Genomic DNA, 22,114 nt, shown 5'->3' on the forward strand with positions numbered 1-22,114 from the left:
CGAGGAACTAATTGAGAATATGCCTTGGGAGCTATCTTATAGCATAGATTACGATACAGTTTTTAATAAATTACAAATGACAATGAGCATTACAAAAAATCAAGATGAAAATATATATTATTATTCAAATAACTAGGAGGATGTTAAAATGGTAAGAGCTAAAAATAAAATATACATAGGTAGTAATCCAGAAGGATATATAAATTTTGATATGATGAATTCAATATTTGAATACCTTGTAAACCATGAAATATATGAAGAAGCTAAAGTTAAACCAAAAAAAATCGGAGATAATTATTTAATAGAAATTGAATCAAATGAACACACAAAAGAGCTATTACACAATTTAAAAAACATGAGAAAAATAAAATTATATAGAAGAACTCATTCATGGGAAGAAATTTATAAAATGAATGAGTTAACAGTTAAAAGCTCCTAATTAAAGGAGCTTTTGTTATGTAATTATTTTTAATATACTAGCATATTTATTTCTTTTATGTACCAAGGAACAAATCTTCCTTAAAAGCTATATATGCACCAGCATTGGATAGCGGAGCAATGGTTTTATCCAATGCGGGATACCAAACAATAAACTTCCATACCGACACCAAGTAACTACACTCTATTAGTTTATAGGAGAGATAAAACTATTAAGGACTGATGTAGTAATTTATAGAAAATGTGGAGGTTCAATAACCTTAGTTTGGAGAAATTCACCCAAAAAAAACTAATGCATAGGGCATTGGGCTTAGGGCAGTGAATGGCTATCTCAAAGAAGCTACGAACACGTATGAGCGGATAAGATAGGTCGGAGATTTGTTATGAAATAAGATATTGGAGACCTATGTTAGTAGCGAATAGTGTGAGTGCTTTTGAGATTAGTCAGAGGGGCATGGCCGATAGGCCTATCTTTAAATGATGCACTTACAAGGAAGCTATAACATTTAAATTTACAAGCAATTTTCGATTAGGAGATGGTTTTGAGTTAGCGATTGTAGTGGATATCCTTTTGAGTGTTCTTTGCTCAAAAGATAGGAATGTAAAGCGCGGTGGCGATAGCCAAACTCCAAAAGTATTAAAATTAAATGTAGTTATATAAATAGGTATATAGTTAATAACATAAAAGAACTATTGAATATTAGAAGCAGTAATATATATGATTTTTCTAAAAGTAGAAATAAGAGCTTTAAATTTAATCTAAATGCGTAGTTTAATAAAAATACTAAATAGCATTAGCTTTTAGAGGTATTTAATAATTAATTGATGCCAGACTAGACCCTTTAGTTTGACCCGAAAATATAAAAAAGATAGTTGAGGAAGGAGTGGTTTTTGCTCCTTCTTCAACTATCAACCTATTTATTTTAGTATTAAGAATTTGTGTAAAGGCAAGCATTTGTTTATTTTAAGAAGTTACTTAAACGGATTAGAAAAATTTACCTTTAAAGTTAAGTGATTAAATATTTACTTTTAAGTAGTAAAATAATATACTTAAAGAAGTTATACTTGTAAGTAGTAAAAAAAGTGTAAAAGGTAGGTAAAAGATGAAGTATTACAGAATATCTAGGGATAGTCTAGAGCAGATTATAAATGAAGAGATATGTGAAGCTAAAGAAAGAATAATAGAAAGAATAAATAGTTTAAATAACGGTAATTTGAGTAATGGAGATTCAGAAGGAGATGACTTTGGAAGGACTCCCTTACCTCAAAATGAAAAGTATGAGAAAACATTGAAATTAATTCGAGAAGGTAAATCTCAAAGTGAGGTAGCGAGGAGTTTAAATGTATCGATACAAACCGTTAGAAGGTATGTAACTTGGCTTATAATAAATGGCTATATTAGTGATGAAAACACTTCTAAATTAACGGATAGAGAATTACAAGTAGCAAAATTAATATATGATGAAAATAAATCGTTGGGTGAAGTGGCTAGAGAAATGGGATGCTCATTAGAAAATATAAAACTAATGAATGACAATATATCCTCAAAAGGATATGTTAGTAATCCTTTTATTAAATTAATTTACCCAGGCTTTTTAAATAACTTAGAGTATGGAAAAATCGGATTTCCTAAGAATAGAAGGAAGTTAGCAGAACAAATAAGCCGAAGAGTTAGAGATGGTGAAAACTTAGAGTGCTTTATATATTTGACAACACCAATAAAAAAAGTTGTAGCATTAGTTAAGATAACATCTGAAATGGAAGTTATAAGAGATCAAGAGAGATGGCCGTATCAATTTAAGTATGAGTTTATTATAAGGCCTAAGGATGGAGTATCGTTAATAGATGCAGGCATAAATAAAAGATGTAGACCGGGAGATACAGTTATTTCTATGTCTAATGAAATAAGTGAGAATTTAAAAGAACTGTTAAATTCTCAAGAAGATTTAACAGATGAAGATATACAAGCAAAAGTAATAGATAATAAATGATAATAGCACTATTAGAATACTTAGCTAATAAGTATCAAAACAAATGTATTAGATAAGGAGGAATATCTAAGAGGATTGAGATTAGACATTCATAGAGAGGATACAAACAAATGAAAAAAGAGTACAATTTTATAGATTTGTTCGCTGGATGTGGAGGATTTAGCGAAGGGTTTTATATGGAAGATTTTAAATCTTTACTTCACTTAGAAATAGATAAAAATGCATGTGAGACATTAAAAGAAAGAATGAGATACTACAAGTATGAAGAAAGTGAAGTTGAAAAAGCTGTTTTATGTGAAGATATAACTAATGAGAATATATTGGAAATTACTAAGGAAATAATAGGAGACCAAAGAGTTGATGTATTAGTTGGAGGGCCACCATGCCAAACATTTTCAACTGTTGGAAGAGCGCAAGATCCAAACTCAATGAGTGATGATCCTAGAAATTATTTATTTGAAAATTATTTAGATATATTAAATTTTTATAAACCTAAAATATTTGTATTTGAAAATGTAACAGGTTTACTTACTGCAAAACCAGGTGGAGAGCTTATATTCCCTAAGATACTTGAGAGAATGAATGAAACATATAAAGTAATTGGAGACAAAGATATAGTTACTTTAAATTCAGTTCATTATGGAGTTGCTCAAATTAGAAAGAGAGTTATTCTAATAGGAGTGAGAAATGATATAGACCTAGACCCTAAGGATATATATGATAGAATCGAAAAAACACATTATGCTCCAGGTGAAGAATGTAGGAATTTAAAAAAGTTTAAAACAGTTAAAGATGCGATAGGTGATTTACCAAAGTTATTGCCAGGAGAGGGAAAAGAAGAAATCGACTTTAAGCCTGGTACATGGAATGAATATTTAGACGAATTGAGAGATAAAGATTTTAATAAATTATACAACCATGCAGCAAGAAATCATAATGATAAAGATAGAGAAAGATATAGAATATTAAGTGAAAATAATTGGCAACTTAAGCATCTAAGTGATGTAAGGCCTGATTTAATACATCATGACCCAAAACATTTTGGGAACAGATATACTGTGCAAGACTTTGATAAACCAGGAAAAACAGTTGTGGCGCATTTATATAAGGATGGTAATTTATTTATTCATCCAGATCCTAGCCAAGAAAGAACATTCACTGTTAGAGAAGCAGCTAGAGTACAATCTTTTCCTGATGATTTTAAGTTTGTAGGAGCTAGAACACATCAATTTAAGCAAGTAGGTAATGCTGTGCCACCATTAATGGCTAAAGCTATAGCAAAGGTTATTAGAGAAATATTAGATGAATTAGAATAAATATTTATATAAGCGTATAATAATTCAATTATTATACGTTTTATTATATTTATGTTAAAATTTAAATTGATAATAAATATATAATATTGGAGGTTAGTGAATGTATTGGAGAATTCCAAATGTAAGGCAAATAACATTAAAGCACATATTTACTAAAGTAAATAAAGACAAGTGTATGTTAGAGTTCATTGAATATGTAGAAGGTAAAAGGTATCATGAACTTGATAGTATGGCAACTGACTTTTTTGGAAAAACAGGGAATAAGATTTATTTTAGAAGGCATATAGGAACATATTTAAAGTATGCAGGATTATTAGAATTCGATTGTTCACTACATGAAGAAGGTCAAATAGTTAAAAATGAGCTTTTATCTAAATTATATAAATCTGAATCAAAAGAATTACAAAGTGAATATATGAACTACTTATTATTAAATTGGCAATTCCCACAACCACAGATAGAGTTTTCTAGAGATGATGAAATAAGAAAACCATATTTAATAATATTGAAAATACTACAAATGTTATATAAGAAAGATGCTAGTGAAGCATATCTTGAAAATAAAGAGTTTTATGATTTATTTGTTATATCGAGCCCTAAAAGTACAAGATACATAGATGATAAATATATAGATAACATAATAAAGAACAGAAAAAATAAATCGTGGTTTAGATATAAAGATAATAAGTATTACAAAAAGGATGTAGGTTATTATAAAGGATTTATAGCTGAATCATTTATAATAACAACAGATAAAAAGGATTACCCATTATCTCAAGACTTCATGATAGGTTTAAGTAAAAAAAAGAATTGGATATTAATAATAGACAAACTAATAGATGTATATGAAGGTCAATTTTTCGAGTTTAATCCTAATATACCGTCTGATAATAGAGTTGTAACAACTAAATTTTCAAGATATATATCAGATGAAAGTAGGTTTAAAGAGTGGAGAAGTCTATATAAGGATTTTATAGTGTCTAAATAAGAATAAGATAGATAAAGAGGATAATGTAATTTACTATCCTTTTTTTTTATACCATAATTTAGATAGGAAAAAATATACAATTAAATTATAATAATAGAGTACTAAATAAAAAGGAGGCAAGCTATGTACTTAAATATACCAGAAGTAAGAGTTACAAATGAAAAAACTGTATTTTTAGATAAAGATTCTTCATATGCATTTATAAATTACAGTAAAGGTAAAAAAGAAAGTGAGTTACCAAAGTTAGCTGTAGATTTTTTTAATAAAGAAGGTAAGAATGATGATTATTATGGACAAATTACAACGCATCTAAGGTTCACAGGTTTACTTCAATTTGATTTATCGCAAGACCCTACTGATGGAGAAGTTATAGAAAATGACTTATTACAGCAAATATACGAAAGTAAAAATGAAACACTAGCAAATAGCTATATGAATTATTTTTTAAGTAAGTGGCAATATCCTTTACCGAGTGAAAAAAACAAAGATAAAAGAAAGTTAAAAATAACAAAACCTTATTTAATAATATTAAAGGTTTTGCTGATGCTAAAAGAAAAAGGATATGAAAATGCCTATATTACAGAATTTGAGTTTGGTGAAATATTTAAGGACTCTAATTTAGGTGTAGATGAAATAGATAATAGTTTTATAAATAAAATAATAGATGGAAGAAAATCAACTCAAGGAAATGTTACAAAGAGACTTACATACATAAAAGCATTATTAAGAACTTCACAATTACTTACAGAAGAGGCTACGGAGTTTAATGTAGTTGGTAAATTTATGTTTGGGTTGAAAAAAGGTGATGATATCGCCACGATAAGTAAAGTATTAATTAAAGAATATAAAGATGAGTATATGACTCTTGATCAAGATAAAAAGGGTGATGATCATCAAGTATTAACTGAGTGGGGAAAATATATCAATAATAAAGAAAGTTTCGCAAAATGGATATCTTTATGTGAAAGTATTACTGATGCAAAAGCATTTAAAGATTTCTGCTCAGAAAAAGGATTTTATTATGAGGATAGTTTAATTAGACGATTTATTCTTTCATTAGAATCAAAGCCTTTCTTAATATTAACAGGTATAAGTGGTTCTGGTAAAACTAAAATAGCAGAGTTATGGATAGAGTATAAAAAAGAAAAATACAAAGATGGACAGACTAGAAGCTTACATGTATCTGTAGGAAGTAATTGGAATGATAATAAGAAACTATTAGGATTCAAAAATATTTTATTAGAAGGTGAGGATAGCTATTTAGATACTGACGTTGTAAGTACAATAAGAAAAGCTAATAAAGAGGAATACAGACCTTATATAATAATATTAGATGAGATGAATCTATCCCATGTTGAGAGATATTTTGCTGATTTCCTATCAGCATTAGAATCAAGGTCTAAAGAAATAAAGTTACCTAATGATACTAAGATAAGATGGACAAAAAACCTAAAAATAATAGGGACTGTTAACGTTGATGAGACTACATATATGTTCTCACCTAAGGTATTAGATAGAGCTAATGTAATAGAGATGAATGGTAAAAAGCCATCTGAATATATAAATAGTGTAAAAGATAGCAATGAAAAAATATATAAGGGTATAAAGAATGAATCTTGGTTTGAAGGTTATATAGAAAACTTAGATAAAATATATGAAGCAGTCAATGAGGACTTTGGTTTTAGAGTAATAGATGAAGTTAGTCAATATATAAAAATTAACACAGAGTTATTTGGTGAAGAAAGTTTTAATCAATACTTTGATGAACAAGTATGTCAAAAAATACTTCCGAAATTACATGGAGCTAAAGCAGCTCTAAAACCTAAGTTAGATTCATTACAAATGATATTTGCAGGTAATGAAGATTATAAATTAACTAATAATAAGTTAGAAGAAATGCAAAACGCAGTTAAAAAAGGTTATGCATCATTCATAGGGGAGTAAGCTTATGGGAATATCATACTGTAAAAGTATTTCAGTATATAAAAATGGGGAGCAGATTCTAAAAATAGAATCTGTAGCTCATTATTTATCTGAAAGTAATAAAGATGAGAGATACACATATGATGAGTTAACTATCGACTTTAGTATAGTTTCTCAAGAAACTGATTTATATATTGATACAGATAGTAAAGATTGCCCTATAAGGCTATTTCAAAATAGAGATTATTGGTTTACATTACTAGATACTAAATCTCCTTATTTTAATTTATTCAAGAGTTTATTTTTCAATAATAAAGGTGTTTTAAGTGAAAAATTCTTTAAAGGAATATTTAATGCTGATAATTATGTTGGTGTTTTAAATTTAGAGTCAGTAAATATTATTGAGAATATAATAGAAGTTGAAAGTAACAAAATAAACTATAAAGAAGACTTTAGTTACTTATTAGAACAAATATCGGACTTCTTTATAGATTTAATATCAAGAAGTAGTTCTTTCTTAGAAAGTAGATTTTCAAAGGGAGATACTATGTCTGATGATGATAAAAATTATTATTCAACATTTGCATTTATTAAAAATATGCTTAAAGAAGATAATTTACCAATGTGGATTGATTATATATCTAAAAACACACATTCAAAGCTAAGTTCATATAAAGAAGAAGAGTTTGTCTGGGAAGTAGATGATTTAGATATAGATGATTATATTGATGCATTAATGGATGAATCTAACATTACAGAATATAATCATCCAAGCAAAGGAAAAATGAAAATACCACTGAAAGTGTCATCTATGAAATATACAGATAGTATTGATACTAATGAAAATCAATTTGTTAAATTCTTTTTAGAGTATTTAAGAGAAATGCTATTAGATCTACAATCTAGCATAAATATAAATAATACAAAATTAGCAAGAGAAATAGAAAATAGTATAGGAATAGTAGATGATAAGTTGAGACTACCTTTCTTTAGAGAAATTTCTAATATGAATTCTCTTCCATTTAACTCTCAGGTATTGCAAAAAAAATATCCTTATAATAAACTATTTAAAGCCTACAATGATATTTTATTAGTTCCTAGTCTATCAATAGATATATTAGATGAACAATTTTGTATGGGCCAAAAGGATGTACCAAAGTTATATGAATATTGGATATTTATTAAAATATTTGATATATTAAATTCTAAATATAACAATAACTTTAGTAAGTGCAATTGGATTAGATATGATAAGGAATCTTTAAATGTAAGTCTAAGTACTGTAGACGAAAGTTGTGTAACATATTTTATAAATGATAGTGTTGAGTTAAAACTATATTACCAAAAGAAATATTCAAGAAGAAAATCTATCTATGAAGGTAGATCATACTCACATGATTTAGATCCTGATATTTCTTTGGAGCTTTATAAAGATAATAAATTAGTAGCTATAATGCATTTCGATGCAAAGTATAAAGTTCCTGATAATAAAAAATATAATACAGATGATATAGATAAAATGCACACATATAAAGACGCTATAATGGGTACTGTAGGTTCATATGCACTGTGCCTGAGTGAGGAGTCTTGTATATTTAAACAAGATGAATTCCTTAAATCAACTAATGAGTTTACAGAAGATACTTTATTCCCATCAGTTGGAGCATTATCAATGAATATTAATTCTAAATCTGAAACTAATGACTTAAATGAAATATTTAGTATTATAGATAAATTTATAGAATTAGCTATCAATAATAACTCATATGGTATTTTTGAAAAAGATAATACTGTATCATATCAAGCACTTAGAAGAATAATAGACAATGTATAAGTAAAGGAGTTTTTAAATGAAATATAATTTTATAGATTTATTTTGTGGAGCTGGAGGATTTTCACATGGACTTGAGTTAGCAGGTCTTAATTGTATAGGTGGAATAGATGTAGTTGAAAGAACGGTTCAAACACATAAATTAAATCACCCTAACTCTGTATCTATTTGTGGAGATATAAGAGAAATACCACCAGAAGAATTCCATAAGCAAATAGGATATCAAGATGTACATGTAATAATAGGGGGACCACCATGTCCAACATTTTCAACTATAGGACATGCTAAAATCCAATCTGTAACTGGAAAGGATGTATCAGAAGATCCTAGAAACCAATTATTTATGGAGTATTTAAAATATGTAGATTACTTCAAGCCTGAAATATTTGTTATGGAAAATGTACCCACATTTATGACTAAATACAAAGGTAAAGTGTTCAATACAGCAGTTGAAATAATAGAAAGTATTGGAGATGGAATGTACGAAGTACAAAAACCAGTTCAGGTATTAAATAGTGTACACTATGGAGTACCACAAGCTAGAAGAAGAATGATGCTTGTAGCTCATAAAAAGAAGAATGTTGACTTCTCTTATCCTAAGCATACTCATTATTATGATCAAGATGATGTAAATAAAGAAAATCTTAAACCATTTGTGGATGTTGAATCAGCTATATCAGACTTACCAAAGATAACTGATAATTGGAGGGTATCAGAAGTTGAGTACTCTAAATTTGAGGATTTAACTGAATTCCAACAAATAATGAGAAGGAATAACCCTAATAGAACAGTTAAAAATAATATATGTAGAATGTCTAATGATAGAGCTAAGAAGGTATTTGCTCATATGAAACAAGGTGATATATATATGGATTTACCAAAAGAAGTTAGACAAATATTACCATTTAGAGAAGATATATTTAAAGATAGATTAAAAAGATTAGTTATGAAAAAACCTTCGTGGACTATATTAGCTCATATTGGAATGGATGGTTATATGTATATACATCCAACGGAACTTAGAACTCTTTCAGTAAGAGAAGCTGCTAGAATTCAGTCTTTTCCTGACAATTTTGAATTTATAGGTAATCAACAAGATACGTATGTTCAAGTAGGAAATGCAGTTCCAGTCTTAATGGGGAAAGCTATTGGAGAAAGTATATTAACTTATTTAAACAATTTAGAAGTATAGCAAAAAAGGAACCTATATAGGTTCCTTTTTTGCTATACTTTATTAGTGAGAGTGCTAGCACAGTATATGAAACACTAAAGGAGGAATTTAATGCTGATACCTAAACTTAATATACAGCCTAAACCTAGTACAGTAAATAAATATAGCGAATATGCTATAGCAAATACGATATATAATTTTTTATTTTCAAAGACTTCATATAGAAAAATAGATGAGGATATCTTAGGTTTGGATAGCAAAGAAACAAGGGGTTATCAATCTATGGGAATTATGAGGCACTATGGATTAGTATCTGATCATCAAAATCTATTTAATAAGTGTAGTATCGATAAGGCTATAGATATTCTGACAAAACAAGATGAAAAAGAATATAAAAATATAGTAGACAAACTAAAATTATATAAAGAAAGTAGTAATTCGAGTGCAATAGAATATGAAAGCACTATGAATATAAAAGATTTTAAAATGTTTTGTTTAGATAAGGGTTTTTATTATGAGGATAGATTAATTAGAAGATTTATATTGTCACTAGAAACTAAGCCATTTTTAATACTGACAGGAATAAGTGGATCAGGTAAAACTAAAATAGCTGAATTATGGATAGAGTATAAAAAAATCATATATAAAGATGGAAAAGACAGAAGCGTACATGTATCAGTAGGCAGTAATTGGAATGATAATAAGAAACTATTAGGATTTAAGAATATATTGTTAGAGGGAGATAATAGCTATTCAGATACAGAAGTTGTTAAAATTATTAGAGATTCTAATAAAGAAAAAGATAGACAGTATATTATTATATTAGATGAAATGAATTTATCTCATGTAGAAAGATATTTCGCTGATTTTTTATCAGCATTAGAATCTAGGTCAAAGGAAATTAAGCTTCCTAATGGGGAAATCATAAGATGGAGTAAAAATTTAAAAATAATAGGTACAGTTAATGTTGATGAAACTACATATATGTTTTCACCTAAAGTATTGGATAGAGCTAATGTAATAGAAATGAATGGGAAAAAGCCATCTGAGTATATAAATAGCGTTAAGGATAGCCAAGAAAAAATATATAAAGATATAAAAAGTGAGTCTTGGTTTGGAGAATATATAGCAAACTTAGATCGAATATATGAAGCGGTTAAAGAGGACTTTGGATTTAGAGTGGTAGACGAAGTTAGTCAATACATAAAGATTAACACAGATTTATTCAGTGAAGAGAATTTTAATCAATACTTTGATGAACAAGTATGCCAAAAAATACTACCTAAACTACATGGAGCTAAGGCAGCTTTAAAACCAAAGTTAGATTCATTACAAATGATATTTGCTGGTAACGAAGACTATAAATTAACTAATAATAAGTTAGAAGAAATGCAAAACTCAGTTAAAAAAGGTTATACATCATTTATAGGCGAATAGATTTATTGTCATATAATACTGCAAAAGCGCAGATTTAATCTACGCTTTAATATTTTTCTAATTTAATTTCATCTGTATCGCGATTATGAATAAGATTAAATAATTCACAGCAGTTATGACATATGTAAATCGTTATATATCCATTGATATCAAGATTAATATCTTGAGGATCACAAGGACTTTGATATTCTAAAATATTATTACAAATTGGACAAATCAAACTCTCACCCCTTAATCAATATATGAGTAAATGATTGTCTCAAATTCATTACAGAGTAAAGCATATACATAATTTTAAAACATATATTTATTTATAAGATTTTTTTACTATTTAGGAGGATAACATGTTTTCTTTTGTATTTAAATTTACGATACTGACGATTATAGTATTCTTAGTTCTATGGAGAATATACTTATATGATATAGACTATAGTGTATTTGAGATTTCTTCTATGGTAATGGGATATACATCTTTTGTTCATATTTTATTATTTACATTCCTAACTATTTCAAGAGATATTTTTTTCTTTCCATCTTTATATCATCTACTGTTAATTCCATGTATGTTTATAGTATATATAAAGTTTTATAGATATGATAACTATTGGCTTAATCTAATTTCTAGTGATATATATCAAAATAGAAAATCTTTCAGCAATAGATTTTTACAACCGGCTACATCTATTTGTATAATTTCTGCTATTTTTACTTTTTATCATTATACAGGAATATGTGTAATAGATAGGGAGAGATTATATATAGGTGGCTTCATGATTTTATTTAGTTTACTTCAACAATTAAGTGTACTTTTAGCTACGGATTATTATGATAATCTGGTTAATTAATCGTTAGAATTTATATCGATTTGTGCAAAGTAGGGTGTTACAGTAGTAACACCTTATCTATTATACTTACAGATACCTTCTAAAATAAATTGACATAATATATCCTGCTGTTTTAAATCAGGATGCTTTTTAGTAAACGCTAAGAAACTATCTAGTACATCAGAGTAAACTTTAAATGATCTAGTCTTTATATCACCTGTCATTTTATTAGAATCAATCTTTATATCTACAATATCAATAATTTCTTTTTCAATCTCATACTTTTTAACGATATCAATAGTTTTTAAAATATCTTTTTTTATTTGAGCAAGTTCTAATAAATCGCTTTTGAATTTTAAAATTTCAAGAGTAGATGTTGTAACACTATCAGGTATGATACTATCTTGAATTAAAGGAAAATCAACAGTTTTACTAGGTGTTATAATAGTGTTATATGTATTTTCATCCTTGCTGATAGAATGAGTAACACTTTTGTAACACTTGCTGTTTTGATCTAACTTATAACCTACTCTTTTTAAACGATCTCTCCAAGTTGATTTTGGTAAATTTATTTGTTCACATATTTTAGATTGGGATAATCCTAAGGCCATTTGCGTATTAAAATAATCAATTTGCTTGTAAATATCTAAGGTATCAAATTCTTGTCTATTCAAATTAAAAACCTCCTTAGTGTTACAAGAGCAACACTTTAGTAATAAATATATTTTAGCATTTAAAGAGGCTTAATAATAGCTAAAGAATAATTTTTTTACATTCGACAAACTTTGATAAATAAATTAAAATAGTTTATGTGTAAAATAAAAAATAACTAATGGTATTTATAATTAATCTATTTAAAATACTTGGATTAGCGGGTGGTTATAATGTTAAAAAGTCAAGTTTGAGCCGACAAACTTGACCTTTTTTAGTTTTTAGATATATTATAAATTTGATTTTAGATATAAAAAATTAATTAGAGACATTTGACAGATTCATTGGAGGACATTATGAAAAAAAGAGCAGTAGGGTACTGTAGGATATCGACTTTAATGCAAGTAGATAATACTTCATTAAAGGACCAAGAAGAAAAAATAAGAATGTATGCTAAGCTTCATGACATTTATATAGATAATATGTTTATAGATAAAGCTGTATCAGGAAAGTCAACGGATAGGCCAAAGTATTATGAAATGATGAATTACGTTAAGCAAAATAATATAGATATGATTATAGTTTATAAAAATGATAGGATACATAGAAGCTTATATAATTTATTAGCAATGATTTATGAATTACAAGAGCATGAAGTAGCTTTAGTAAGTGTTACAGAGATGTTTGATACATCTACACCACAAGGTATGTTATTCTTACAAATGCTAGGGAGCTTTGCAGAGTTTGAAAGAGCTGTGATAAATGAAAGAACTAGAAATGGAAGAATTGCGAGGCTTAATGAAAATAAGTGGGTCGGTGGAAAACCAGCACTTGGATATAAAGTAAATAAAGATGGTAAATTTGAAATAGATGAAGAAGAAGCTAAGATAGTTAAAGATATATTTAAATTAAGGTCTAAGGGACTTTCATTAGCTAAGATAGGTGATAAGTATGGATTTTCAAAACAAAAGGTTGATTATATTTTAAAAAATAAAAATTATATAGGTATATTTGAATACAAAGGTAAAAAAGAAAAGAATGATATTAATCTTACTATAGAGCCAATAGTATCTAAATATATGTGGAGAAAAGTAAATAGTTAAAAGAAGGAATGTTCTGAAAATTTAAAAATACGCTAAAAGTTTAGATTATAAGGGGGTGTTCATTTTTTGTCCTCTTAGTATTGGGGGACTTTCGTCCTGTATCTATTTCTATGTACTAAAAAGGAATTTTATGTTACAATTTATCTATAATAATCGGAAAATAAAAAAAGTTAGAACCCTCCATCGCCAAACAGAGATTCTAACCTTTTTTATCTAAAGCCCTATAAAAGAAAAAGATAAGAGTATCTAAATCCTTAAAGGGAGTTTTTTATTATTTTATAGTGTCATTTTATCATATTCAATTATAAGTGACAAGGTATATAATAACTTCTCTTATCTTTTTTTGGGGTAGATTTCAATAGATAAGGGGAGTTTTTTTATGCAATCAAATAACTTAGCAATAGTTGAAGATATTAACATAGATTATGATAAATGTAAAAAACATTTAGAGGTATTACATAAAGAAAGTAAAGGATACATAACAATAGCATCAAAAGATCCAGCATATAAGCAATGGCATTATAAAAGTAAGGATATTTTTGAGAATCCAGAACTCATATTAAATGAGATAAATGCTTATGTATCTCAAAATACATTTTATAAGCCACAAAGAAGAATTGAGAATATAAAGGAACTTAGAGCTATTTATATAGATATAGATTGTCATAAGACAAAGTATTCTAAAGAAGCTGTTCAATACTTTTTAGAAAATGATTTATATGGATATAAAATTCCAAGACCTAATTTTTTAATAGATAGTGGAAGGGGATTATATTATGTGCTTTTAATAGAGCCTGTTCCAAGTATGGCTATGCCTCTTTGGTATGCGGTTCAAAGGTATATATATAATCAGTTAAAAGAATTTGGTGCTGATGCTTGTGCATTAGACCCAACTAGGGTTTTAAGAGTAGTTGGTACAGTTAATTCAAAAAGCAATAGCTTTGTTGAGATTTTAGACATGTATGACTATGAGTATAATTTACGAGAGATTCAAGAAGGTTTTTTACCTGAAATAAGTGAGAAAAGAGAAAAGAAAAAAGGTAGACCTAAAAAGATTGTAAGTTTATTTACAGAGTATAGCTTATATCATGCTAGAGTGTTAGATATAACAAAGATTTGTGAGCTTAGAGATTATGATGTTAAAGGTCACAGAGAGTTAATTTTATTTTTATATAGATATTTTACTTGTTGTTTTACACAAGATTCAGAAGAAGCTTTACAAAAGGCTTTAGAGCTTAATTCAATGTTTAAAGAGCCATTACCTGTAAATGAGGTTAAAAGTGATACAAAGTCAGCAGAGAGAGCTTATGTTGAAAAAAAATATAAGTATACCAATGCAAAGCTTATAAAGATATTAGATATAACTTTAGAGGAGCAGATGCATCTTAAGACTATTATTTCTGGTAAAGAGAAATATAGAAGAAGTGCAGAGGAGCAGAAAGCAAGGAAGAAGGCTAAAAGAAGAAATGAGAATGGATTAACTAAAAAACAACAAGAGTTAGAAGATTTAAAGAATGAGATTAGATGTCTAAAAGAGCAAGGATTAAATAATACAGAGATAAGTAAAAAACTGAACATAGATAGAACTAAAGTTATTCGATTGCTAAAAAAATAGGGGTGTTCATTTTTTGTCCTCTTAGTATTGGGGGGCTTTAGCCTGGTTTCATTTTTAGGAGGTTGTTATGAGAATTTTATTTTGTAAAATAGCTTGGATGAAGTACTATGAAGGTATTGATGATGATAGACCCACAGGTGGTGGTAAATGGGTGGAAGATAATCAGGATGGTGCTGAGAGTGAAAATTTTTTAATATATGATGATGATACATATTGTGGTTATGTTTCAACTAAATCAACAAATGGAAATGATAGGCAAATTAGGATTGAGAGTTTTCAAGGAATAACAAAGAAAGATGATATTGCAGAAAATGTGCTAGTTATATGGGTAGCACAAAATCCTAATGATAAAAAACATAAAATAGTAGGATGGTATAAAAAAGCTACAGTTTATAGATGGTATGAATTTGATTCAAATGGAAGACCGTTTAACTGTGAGGCCAATTCATGCGATTGTGTTCTAGTACCTGTAGATAAAAGAAAATTTGATGTTCCTCAATCTAAAACTAACCCTAAGAAATTTGGTATGGGAAGTTCTCAATTTTGGTATGGAACAGGAAGAAAAGATAATGAAGAATCAATGCTAAATGCTAAAAAATATATTGATAAAGTAATTGATTATATAGATAAATATAATAATTAATAATTTCTTGTAGGGAAAATCTAATTTCTGAAGAATATCCAATATAAATATAGTTTATAGGAGGATATTTTATGGAACTTAAAATAAGTGACTTACCTCCACAATTTGAGAATATAGCTAGAGAGCTTGGGATTGAAAAGACAAAGTTATTATTTGAAGAATTTGGAGGGACATCTGTGTACTTTCCTACTGAAAAGATGATATACAAAGAAGCTAGAGACAGAGAGATTATATCAAAGTATAATGGCTTTAATCATAAAGAGTTAGCTGTTAAGTTTAATATGTCTGAAAGCTATATAAGGGCTATTATAAATAGACATAAGAAAAGTGCTTAAAATGAAAAATCTACACATCTAAATTAATTTTAGGTGTGTAGATTTTTTACATTTTGTTATTTAATTCATTTATATTTGAGCTTAGAGAGTTAATACTTACACTTAGTCCCTCTAGTTTTCCTTCTATTCGTATTAATAGATACATTGTAACGATAGCTGGAAATCCTAAATTAGCCACTAATTGCATTAAATCTAGTTCCATTGATATATTCCTCCAAATAATATTTAATATTGCTAAGAAAGCCCCTCATAAGCTCAGAGGGGTATTTCTTATGTGTTTCATGTGTTACTAAACTACAAGGTCAAATTCTGTTATCTCTGTTTGAACTATTTTTGCTTCTTTTGCAGATACTATATCTTCTCCATTAGGAGCAAAGATATTTTTTTCTACTATTAGGTCCATAACAGTTTTTATTTCTGATTCTGTTACATCTTCTCTTGGATCTGTTACAAATAAGCTTACCTTTCTTCCAGATTCAGTCATAAATGTCATTAGTAATTTTACCTCTATTCCATCCATTTAATTTACCTCCTTATTTAAATTTTTATTGATTTAATTGTGTGTTGTCTTGTTTTACTATTTCTAGTACTGAGTGTTGTTGAAGTGATGCCATTGCATCTGCTACGTTGTAAACGTCAAGAGCTTTTGCATCAGGTTTTAAGTTTGAGTAAGTTCTTGATTTTACTATTGTTCTTCCATTATCCCCTAATCCACAATCGAATTTAATTTTTAATGATGATGGATTTTTAGTTTCTGATACACTTTCAGCAAGTTTTGTATTTTCCATTTTAGAACCTCCTTTTGATTTGATTAATTACAGTGTATTTTGTTTTGAGTTCAAAGTCCTAAAATGTATTTGAGGAAGTTTTTTTGTTATTTTATTTTTAGAAATATTTAATTTGAAAAATTTATGCCAATTATTTGAAAAGTACTATATTTAATATTAGAATATAGTAATCAAAGAATTAATAAGGGGGGGCTTTTATGTATAATAAGGGAGAAATTATTGATTATATTTGGCAATACTCTAGGTATCATGGTAATATGCTAGGTTATTGTGAGAATATTATAGAGGATGAAAATGGACAAGCTGCATTAATATATTTGTTAAATATAACTGAAATAATGCTTAAATCAAAAATAAACGATTATGATAGTGATTTTAGTAGTGTTATAAGAAAGATTAAAGATAGTGGGTATATAACTAATACAGAGTATAAATTTTTAAACAATAAATTTAATGGAGTAAGAAGGATAAGAAATTTATTAGCACATGCAAATTTATGTAAATATAATATTTTATTTGATGAAGATGCCTTACTATATCCTTTATCAGAGAACGAAACATGCATAATATTATATAATAAAATTTCTGATATATTATTTAATATTATATTTAAGGTATGGTTAGAGCAAGAAATAAATTTAGATGCAGAAATAAAGAATATAAAAATTAGAGTTAAGGAAATATCACCAGAACAGTTATTATCCTATAAAGGTGTGGATTATAGAGAAATATCTACATGGAATGATTTAGATGAAAGTACAAAATTTAGAATAGCCGATAATGCATCCGATGTAAGGGTTCTAAGTCATATTTTAAAAAATTTATTAAAAGAATATATATAAAATAATTAATTTTATTATTACTACGCATATATTTATTCGTAGGTAAATATTGTGCAATTTATTAAACCTTCGGTTATCAGCCCCTGTAGGTCATATCTTTTACTTCGTAAAAAATAAGGCATACAAGGTGTGGCTACATTTTAGCTCATATATTAGAGGATTTTTTGATTAGGATATGAGCTAAAATGTAGCTTTATTTTTATGCTTACTATTTACTTTGTAAGATATGACCTACTTTTCCCACCGCGCTCTCTGCTCCCCCACCATCCTACCCTTTAAGTTTATTTTTATGGATTTATGAAATTAAGATTATGGTTTTCGATGAACGAATAGTAGTGGAGGATAGTTGAAGTAGGAGAAAAAACACTCCTACCTCAACTATCTTTATTTATATGTTTGGGTCAAAAGCTTTGGGGTCTAGTATGACCTCACAGACTGCAGCAAAAAGCGCTGCAAACTGCGATGTCAGACTTAAAAACAAGGTTCTTTGTTTACATGATACTTTTATTTTATAAATTTTAGTTTTTGAGCTTATAGTTTATAGGATTAGAAAATAATTAATTCTATTAGGTTTGCTATTAATATGTATTTTGAGGCTTAGTGATTATGAAAATTTAAAATTTTATTAGACTTAATTATTATGGCTATAGCAGTTGTTATTATTAGTATACGTATATTTGATACTTTGGGAGTTTGGCTATCGCCACCGCGCTTTACGTTGCAATCTTTTGAGCAAAGAGCGCTCAAAAGGATTTCCACTACAATCGCTAACTCAAAACAGTCTTTTAATCAAGAGTTTCATGTGAATTTTAAGGATATAGCTTTTTAGTTAGTTGGATTGGTGAAAGATGGGCCTTCGGCCATGCCCCTCTGACTAATCCTCAACGCACGAACACGACTCGCTGATAACATACTTCGCAAACATCATATTTCATATCAAGTCTGCTACGTATCTTATCGCTCGGCATGTGTTCGTAGCTTTTGAGGATAGCCATTCACTGCCCCGTCGCCCAATGCCCTGTGTATTTAGTTTTATGAGTGTATTTGTCCAAATAAAGTTTATTGTACCTTCACATTTTGTATAACTTACTATGTTTGTATTTGAAAGTTTTATTTTTTAATAAACTTGACAGAGTGTAGTTAGTTGGTTTCGGTATGAAAGTTTATTGTTTGGTATCCCGCATTGGATAAAACCATTGCTCCGCTATCCAATGCTAGTGATTATATATCTTTTAAGGAATAAGCTCTTATATGAATATTTCTGAATACTAAAAAGAGCATCATAAAAATTAATGCTCCTTAAAAATTAAACCATTTTATATTTTTATATTCATTTTCTATTTCTGGATAACATCCAACTATTTTTTTAAAAATAATAGAGTCATCACCATATACACTTTTAATAAACTTTACGAATAAAGTTTCATCATAGCAATTCTTCTTTTTCCATTTAAAAAAATCATCAAGGATAGTATCAAAATTATCTAAGATAACTTTATCAACTTTATATAATCCAACATCACCATCAGCACTTAATAGTAAATACATGATACCAACCTCCTTTACAAAGTCATATTTATCTATATTATATTGAAATAGCTTATATCTAACAATGTATTTATTAAATGATATAGGCATCTTTAAAACCTTTATCCTTAGCTAATTTCACTTGATTTAGTGCATTATTTTTATCTTTATAAGCTCCAATACAAACCTTATACAAAGTATCATTTGTAGATACTTCTAAATCAAATAATTCAATTAAGTTATTTTTTATACCTATAGCTATAGCCTTAATATTAGAATTAGTTTTTAAATCTTTTTCTGCCTGAGCATTAGAAATAAAATCAACTTCAATTAAAGCAGCTGGCATTGTTGTATTTTTTAAAACTGAGAGCTCTTTACTTAATTTCAAACCTCTATTTCTAACATTGAAAATCTTTGAAATATCAGTACATAAGCCATTAGAAAATTTATTTAGATTCTCATTTTTATTTGAATATTGCCATACTTCAACACCTCTTATAGTATTATCTTTAGTTGAATTGATATGAATTGATAAAAAATAATCTGCTTTAAAATTATTTGCTATCTTAGTTCTTTCAGTTAATGAAAGATATTTATTTGATAGCCTTGTAAACTTGATTTCAAGATTACAACCTTTCAATAATTCATTAAGTTCCTTTCCAATAGCTAAAACTACATCAGCTTCATGTGTTTTATTTGGTCCGATAGCTCCTGGATCTGTTCCTCCATGCCCTAAATCAATAACCAACTTTCCCATAAATACCTCCCACTTAAAAATTAAACTTATCTTTAATATATTTAAATTATAAAATTTTAAAGTAGTTTTATGGGTGAATGTAAGCCAATTACTAAAACTTTAAAAAATAAAATAATGAAAAAAAATAAGATGGATAATTTAAACCACCTTATTTGCTAAATATAATTATAAAATTATGAAATTATGTCATATACATTTTTTCCAATAGCTATTAAACCATCTATATTATCAGATGCAAAATCTACATAGCTTTTAGACCTTGATATGACATAGTTTAATTTTTCTAACTCATTATGTATATTTCTAGGCATTTTTCCATCATGGTAAATTCTAAACTTAGAAAAGCTACCATTTTTATATGAATGCTTTCTAGTATAATATTCAAATGAACTAATATGAAGTGGATTTTTAACACTATCTCTCATATTTACAAAATATTTATATGCAAATTCACCTTCTGCGGTATTTTCTTCTTTCACATATCCATAGTCAAATAAATTTATAAGATTACTTTCTTTTATTATCATCATCAAATTATTTTCTAACTTTTTCATAGCTCTCCTCCAATTTATGTTTTCTGTATATATAATAAGAAAAACATATCTAAAATGTAAAATATATTTTTATTTATTAAAAAAATCCTATATTTTTGCTTGTCCGAGCTTTTAAACCTACTCACTATCATTTGTATTAAAAGCAAAACTTTTTAGCTCTATGCCTTTAATATCGCCTTGTACCCAACTGTCTTTTGACTTTTCTTCTTTTCCATTTATGCTATGTATTTTACTATTGGACCTTGAGCCTTTTGATTTAACCATTTTAGTAGCTAACTTTTTAGCCTGAGCCTTTGAGCCACTGCGTGGGCGAACCACTTTTTCCTTTTTCTCAAGTTTCTTTTTATATTCTTCAAACTTTAGACTTCCAAAACTTCTAACCATTGCTTGCTCTGTTATAATCCATGTTCTGCCCATCTTTTTAACATCTTCACCAATAACAAACTTATCACGAGCAACTTGTTTTCTTAAACATGAGTCATCTATGTTATAGATTTCTGCAACTTCAAGAAATGTATATAATCCTTCAAAACTACCTTTTGCCATAATATCACCTCATAGTAAATTTATATCTTTAATATTCCCGTATACGTCCATTTTTAGTCCTTGGAACTAATTTATATATTCAATAAAGATACTTAAATACATTTTTAAATTCACTTAAAGGTGAAATTGAAGTATAAAACTAAGTTTTTAATTTTCACGTTTAAGTGAATTTTTGAGTACAAATATTTATCTTTAATTCACGTTTTCGTGAATTAAAATTTAGGAAAAATTAACCTAAAAATATGAAAAAATTAATAAAAGCAAAATCAATGGAATATAGGGATTTCAATGCTTTTAAGTATGTTTTTCACTTAAAAAGGACATAATATAACTATAGAAATAAAGTTAAAAATTACATCTAAGGAGTGGAAAAAGTGCAAATATATATAGCAGATTTAGAAAGCTACAATAACGGATATTTAAAAGGAGAATGGATTGAACTTCCTACAGAAAATGAAGAAATACAAGAAGCTATTTTAAGACAAAGTAAAAAGGGACAAAGTGATTTTGCAATTCACGACTACGAACTTCCATTTGAAATTGAAGAGTACACAGACCCAATAAAAGTAAATAAATTATGTGAAACGATAGAAAGCTTAGATTTAAATAGATATTTAATAGAACATCTTGAATACACTTATGGAATTGATTTTAAAAAATTAGATATGAATATGATTAAAAAATATTTAGAAGATGTTTATACAATAGAAGCTAGTAATAACAATGAGTTTGCACAAAATTATATGTATGAGTTTTACGAGGAACTAATTGAGAATATGCCTTGGGAGCTATCTTATAGCATAGATTACGATACAGTTTTTAATAAATTACAAA

The 22,114-nt window shown here is 27.7% G+C and carries 24 protein-coding genes; 15 read left to right on the plus strand and 9 right to left on the minus strand.

All coding sequences use genetic code 11. The features are described 5' to 3' along the window. Positions 1-148 precede the first annotated feature (148 nt). The 8 genes from I1959_RS14595 to I1959_RS14630 all read left to right on the plus strand — a co-directional run bounded on the left by I1959_RS14595 (position 149) and on the right by I1959_RS14630 (position 11,095). The gene (locus tag I1959_RS14595; protein WP_195238811.1) at positions 149-439 is read left to right on the plus strand and encodes a hypothetical protein; all 291 of its coding nucleotides are present in this window, start codon (positions 149-151) and stop codon (positions 437-439) included. Positions 440-1,541: 1,102 nt separating this feature from the next. After that, positions 1,542-2,429, plus strand: coding sequence for a sigma factor-like helix-turn-helix DNA-binding protein (locus tag I1959_RS14600; protein ID WP_195238813.1), 888 nt, complete (start codon positions 1,542-1,544; stop codon positions 2,427-2,429). A gap of 110 nt (positions 2,430-2,539) precedes the next feature. Continuing rightward, the gene (locus I1959_RS14605) at positions 2,540-3,745 is read left to right on the plus strand and encodes a DNA cytosine methyltransferase (RefSeq protein WP_195238815.1); all 1,206 of its coding nucleotides are present in this window, start codon (positions 2,540-2,542) and stop codon (positions 3,743-3,745) included. A gap of 100 nt (positions 3,746-3,845) precedes the next feature. Then, the gene (locus tag I1959_RS14610) at positions 3,846-4,733 is read left to right on the plus strand and encodes a hypothetical protein (protein WP_195238817.1); all 888 of its coding nucleotides are present in this window, start codon (positions 3,846-3,848) and stop codon (positions 4,731-4,733) included. A 123-nt stretch (positions 4,734-4,856) separates the two neighbouring features. Beyond that, a complete protein-coding gene (locus I1959_RS14615; protein ID WP_195238818.1) occupies positions 4,857-6,677 on the plus strand; it encodes an McrB family protein in 1,821 nt (606 codons plus the stop codon). Positions 6,678-6,681: 4 nt separating this feature from the next. Further along, the gene (locus I1959_RS14620) at positions 6,682-8,490 is read left to right on the plus strand and encodes a DUF2357 domain-containing protein (protein ID WP_195238819.1); all 1,809 of its coding nucleotides are present in this window, start codon (positions 6,682-6,684) and stop codon (positions 8,488-8,490) included. A gap of 16 nt (positions 8,491-8,506) precedes the next feature. Further along, on the plus strand, positions 8,507-9,679 hold the full coding sequence (locus tag I1959_RS14625; RefSeq protein WP_195238820.1) for a DNA cytosine methyltransferase: 1,173 nt from the start codon (positions 8,507-8,509) through the stop codon (positions 9,677-9,679). Between the two features lie 90 nt (positions 9,680-9,769). After that, positions 9,770-11,095: an McrB family protein gene (locus I1959_RS14630; protein ID WP_195238821.1), complete on the plus strand. Its 1,326-nt coding sequence runs from the start codon at positions 9,770-9,772 to the stop codon at positions 11,093-11,095. Between the two features lie 46 nt (positions 11,096-11,141). Here I1959_RS14630 and I1959_RS14635 read toward each other — a convergent pair whose 3' ends face one another. Then, positions 11,142-11,315 carry a hypothetical protein gene (locus tag I1959_RS14635; protein ID WP_195238822.1) on the minus strand — a complete coding sequence of 58 codons (174 nt, stop codon included), beginning with the start codon at positions 11,313-11,315 and terminating at the stop codon, positions 11,142-11,144. Between the two features lie 124 nt (positions 11,316-11,439). Between I1959_RS14635 and I1959_RS14640 the strand changes: the two genes are divergently transcribed. Beyond that, a complete protein-coding gene (locus tag I1959_RS14640; protein ID WP_195238823.1) occupies positions 11,440-11,940 on the plus strand; it encodes a hypothetical protein in 501 nt (166 codons plus the stop codon). Between the two features lie 53 nt (positions 11,941-11,993). On the opposite strand, the gene I1959_RS14645 is transcribed toward I1959_RS14640, so the two are convergent. Next, positions 11,994-12,593, minus strand: coding sequence for a hypothetical protein (locus tag I1959_RS14645; protein WP_195238824.1), 600 nt, complete (start codon positions 12,591-12,593; stop codon positions 11,994-11,996). A gap of 333 nt (positions 12,594-12,926) precedes the next feature. Between I1959_RS14645 and I1959_RS14650 the strand changes: the two genes are divergently transcribed. The 4 genes from I1959_RS14650 to I1959_RS14665 all read left to right on the plus strand — a co-directional run bounded on the left by I1959_RS14650 (position 12,927) and on the right by I1959_RS14665 (position 16,266). Further along, the gene (locus I1959_RS14650; protein WP_195238826.1) at positions 12,927-13,673 is read left to right on the plus strand and encodes a recombinase family protein; all 747 of its coding nucleotides are present in this window, start codon (positions 12,927-12,929) and stop codon (positions 13,671-13,673) included. A gap of 379 nt (positions 13,674-14,052) precedes the next feature. Beyond that, entirely contained in the window at positions 14,053-15,288 is a 1,236-nt protein-coding gene (locus tag I1959_RS14655) for a DNA-binding response regulator (RefSeq protein ID WP_207733603.1), read from the plus strand. A gap of 67 nt (positions 15,289-15,355) precedes the next feature. Continuing rightward, positions 15,356-15,931, plus strand: a complete 576-nt coding sequence (locus I1959_RS14660; RefSeq protein ID WP_195238828.1) for a hypothetical protein — start codon at positions 15,356-15,358, stop codon at positions 15,929-15,931. 71 nt (positions 15,932-16,002) lie between these two features. Next, entirely contained in the window at positions 16,003-16,266 is a 264-nt protein-coding gene (locus I1959_RS14665; protein WP_195238830.1) for a Mor transcription activator family protein, read from the plus strand. Positions 16,267-16,312: 46 nt separating this feature from the next. On the opposite strand, the gene I1959_RS14670 is transcribed toward I1959_RS14665, so the two are convergent. From I1959_RS14670 to I1959_RS14680, 3 genes are all read right to left on the minus strand, one after another. Next, positions 16,313-16,468, minus strand: coding sequence for a YvrJ family protein (locus I1959_RS14670; protein ID WP_077066279.1), 156 nt, complete (start codon positions 16,466-16,468; stop codon positions 16,313-16,315). A gap of 87 nt (positions 16,469-16,555) precedes the next feature. Beyond that, the gene (locus tag I1959_RS14675) at positions 16,556-16,786 is read right to left on the minus strand and encodes a DUF2922 domain-containing protein (RefSeq protein ID WP_195238832.1); all 231 of its coding nucleotides are present in this window, start codon (positions 16,784-16,786) and stop codon (positions 16,556-16,558) included. A 25-nt stretch (positions 16,787-16,811) separates the two neighbouring features. Then, positions 16,812-17,054, minus strand: a complete 243-nt coding sequence (locus I1959_RS14680; RefSeq protein WP_195238834.1) for a DUF1659 domain-containing protein — start codon at positions 17,052-17,054, stop codon at positions 16,812-16,814. A 197-nt stretch (positions 17,055-17,251) separates the two neighbouring features. On the opposite strand from I1959_RS14680, the gene I1959_RS14685 reads away from it, so the two are divergent. Beyond that, complete coding sequence (locus tag I1959_RS14685; protein WP_195238836.1) at positions 17,252-17,896, plus strand: hypothetical protein; 645 nt, start codon at positions 17,252-17,254, stop codon at positions 17,894-17,896. A 1,299-nt stretch (positions 17,897-19,195) separates the two neighbouring features. Here I1959_RS14685 and I1959_RS14690 read toward each other — a convergent pair. The 4 genes from I1959_RS14690 to I1959_RS14705 all read right to left on the minus strand — a co-directional run bounded on the left by I1959_RS14690 (position 19,196) and on the right by I1959_RS14705 (position 21,280). Then, positions 19,196-19,444, minus strand: a complete 249-nt coding sequence (locus I1959_RS14690; RefSeq protein ID WP_195238838.1) for a hypothetical protein — start codon at positions 19,442-19,444, stop codon at positions 19,196-19,198. A 73-nt stretch (positions 19,445-19,517) separates the two neighbouring features. Continuing rightward, the gene (locus I1959_RS14695; protein ID WP_195238840.1) at positions 19,518-20,180 is read right to left on the minus strand and encodes an N-acetylmuramoyl-L-alanine amidase; all 663 of its coding nucleotides are present in this window, start codon (positions 20,178-20,180) and stop codon (positions 19,518-19,520) included. Between the two features lie 173 nt (positions 20,181-20,353). Beyond that, a complete protein-coding gene (locus tag I1959_RS14700; protein ID WP_195238842.1) occupies positions 20,354-20,734 on the minus strand; it encodes a hypothetical protein in 381 nt (126 codons plus the stop codon). Between the two features lie 117 nt (positions 20,735-20,851). Next, positions 20,852-21,280 (minus strand): helix-turn-helix domain-containing protein, encoded by a 429-nt coding sequence (locus I1959_RS14705; protein ID WP_195238844.1) that lies wholly within the window; start codon positions 21,278-21,280, stop codon positions 20,852-20,854. A gap of 374 nt (positions 21,281-21,654) precedes the next feature. On the opposite strand from I1959_RS14705, the gene I1959_RS14710 reads away from it, so the two are divergent. Further along, positions 21,655-22,114 (plus strand): antirestriction protein ArdA (locus I1959_RS14710; protein WP_195238845.1); only part of this gene is annotated, 460 nt, incomplete at its 3' end.

The sequence above is a fragment of the Romboutsia sp. 1001285H_161024_C4 genome (genome assembly GCF_015550185.1).
Classification (GTDB): domain Bacteria; phylum Bacillota; class Clostridia; order Peptostreptococcales; family Peptostreptococcaceae; genus Romboutsia_C; species Romboutsia_C hominis.